General features: G+C 72.3%; 1 protein-coding gene and 1 pseudogene. Both read left to right on the top strand.

Features of this window, described 5'->3' with window-relative positions; genetic code table 11:
- On the top strand, positions 1–476 hold a 476-nt coding region (locus AC2W7C_RS17500; protein WP_486002509.1), incomplete at its 5' end, for a bifunctional diaminohydroxyphosphoribosylaminopyrimidine deaminase/5-amino-6-(5-phosphoribosylamino)uracil reductase RibD.
- A gap of 198 nt (positions 477–674) precedes the next feature.
- Positions 675–1,753, top strand: a pseudogene (locus AC2W7C_RS17495) (pentapeptide repeat-containing protein); the annotation flags it as partial.

The raw sequence follows: 1,753 nt of genomic DNA, 5'->3' as shown, positions 1-1,753 counted from the left end.
CCCCCCACGCGGAGGAGCAGGCCGTCCCCGCCGCCGGCGACAAGGCGCGCGGCGCCACCGCCTACGTCACCATGGAGCCCTGCGGCGCCCGCTCCTCGGGCCGCACCTCGTGTTCGCACTTCCTGATGGACGCCGGCGTCGCCCGCGTGGTGGTCGCCGCCGTCGATCCCTCGCCCTTCGCCTCGGGCCGGGGCGTCGAACGCCTGAAGAAGGCCGGGCTGGAGGTCGAGACCGGCCTGCTCGCCCCCGAGGCCGCCGTTCTCTACGAAGGCTATCTGCACCGGGTCGAGACCGGCCGCCCGATGGTCCGGGTCAGCGAGACCGGCGACGGTTTCGACGCCCGGTTCGCGGCCTCGGCCAAGGCCGACCTGGCCACCGAACTCAAGCGGCTCGGCGAGGCGGGCTACACCCGCCTATGGGTCAGTCCGGGCGAACTGGCCGAGGCGCTGGCGGATCAGGGCTTGTTGACGGAATAGGTCCAGATAATCCGCTCATCCCCGCGAAAGCGGGGACCCAGTCCTGTTGTCGGATCGCGGGAGTCTGGGATCAGCGGCTGGATTCGCGGGCGAGACCGCTCGCCCAAAGTACTGGGTCCCCGCTTTCGCGGGGATGAGCGGATGGCGAAGGTTCGCCCACTCACCCTTCCTTAAGCGGCGGCGTGCCATTCTGGGGCAATGTCGGGGAAGACCGCGCAGACCGTCGCCAGAAGGCGCATCGACCAACACGAACTGGACGCCATCTGCGCCCGGCACGACCGCCTGTGGCAGGCCAAGCCGGGCGGGGCCCGCGCCGTCTTCGCCTGGATGGACCTGTCGGGCCTCTCGCTCGCCGGCCGCAATCTCGCCGACGCCGACTTCGCCGCCGCCTGCCTGATCGGCTGCGACCTGACCGGCGCGCGCCTGGACAACGCCACCTTCTTCGGCGCCGACATGCAGGAGGCGCTGCTGATCGACGCCAGCATGCGGCGCGCCGACCTGCGCGCGCCTGCCTGCGCGGCGCGGACCTCACCGGCGCGGACCTGTTCGAGGCCGACCTGCGCGAGGGCGCCATCGCCGCCGCCGACGCCAAGCTGGGTTTCCGGGTCATCGAGGCCAAGGTCCGCAACGACACCCAGGCCCAGGGCGCCAACCTGTCCGGCGCCAATCTGGAGCGGTCCAAGCTGACCGGCATCGTCGCCGTCGCCGCCGACTTCTCGGACGCGATCATGAAGGACTGCAAGCTGGTCCGCGCCAACCTGAAGCAGGCCAGCTTCCGCGGCGCCGACCTGGCGGGCGCCGACCTCTCGGGGGCCGACCTTTCGGGCGCGGACCTGCGCGACGCCGTGCTGGTCGGGGTGAAGTCCGCCATGTGGCGCACCGACGGGGCCGACATGGCCGGGGCCCTGACCGACAACCGCGCCGCCGGGGTCGCGGTGGACAGGATGCCGGCCGCCGAAATGCTCGCCGAGCACGCCCAGTGGTGCGAGACCGGGGGCGCCGCCGGCCAGCCGTCGGTCTTCGACGGCGTCGACCTGCGCACCCTGAAGTCCATCCGCGGATACAATCTCACCGCCCTTTCGGCCAAGGGCGCGGTCTTCTACGGCCTGGACATGCAGGGCGTTCAGCTCCAGGGCGCGCATCTGGAGGAGGCCGACCTGCGCTCGGCCAATCTTCGGGGCGCCGACCTGCGCGGCGCCCGCCTGGCCAGAGCGCGGCTGAACGGCGCCGGACCTGCGCCGAGGCCCAGCTGGGTCCGCTGATGATCGGCGCCGACC

The organism is Brevundimonas sp. CURTG3B2_SDJG (genome assembly GCF_057364705.1).
The sequence above is the reverse complement of the archived record's forward strand: the minus strand, read 5'-3'. Positions and strand labels throughout refer to the sequence as shown.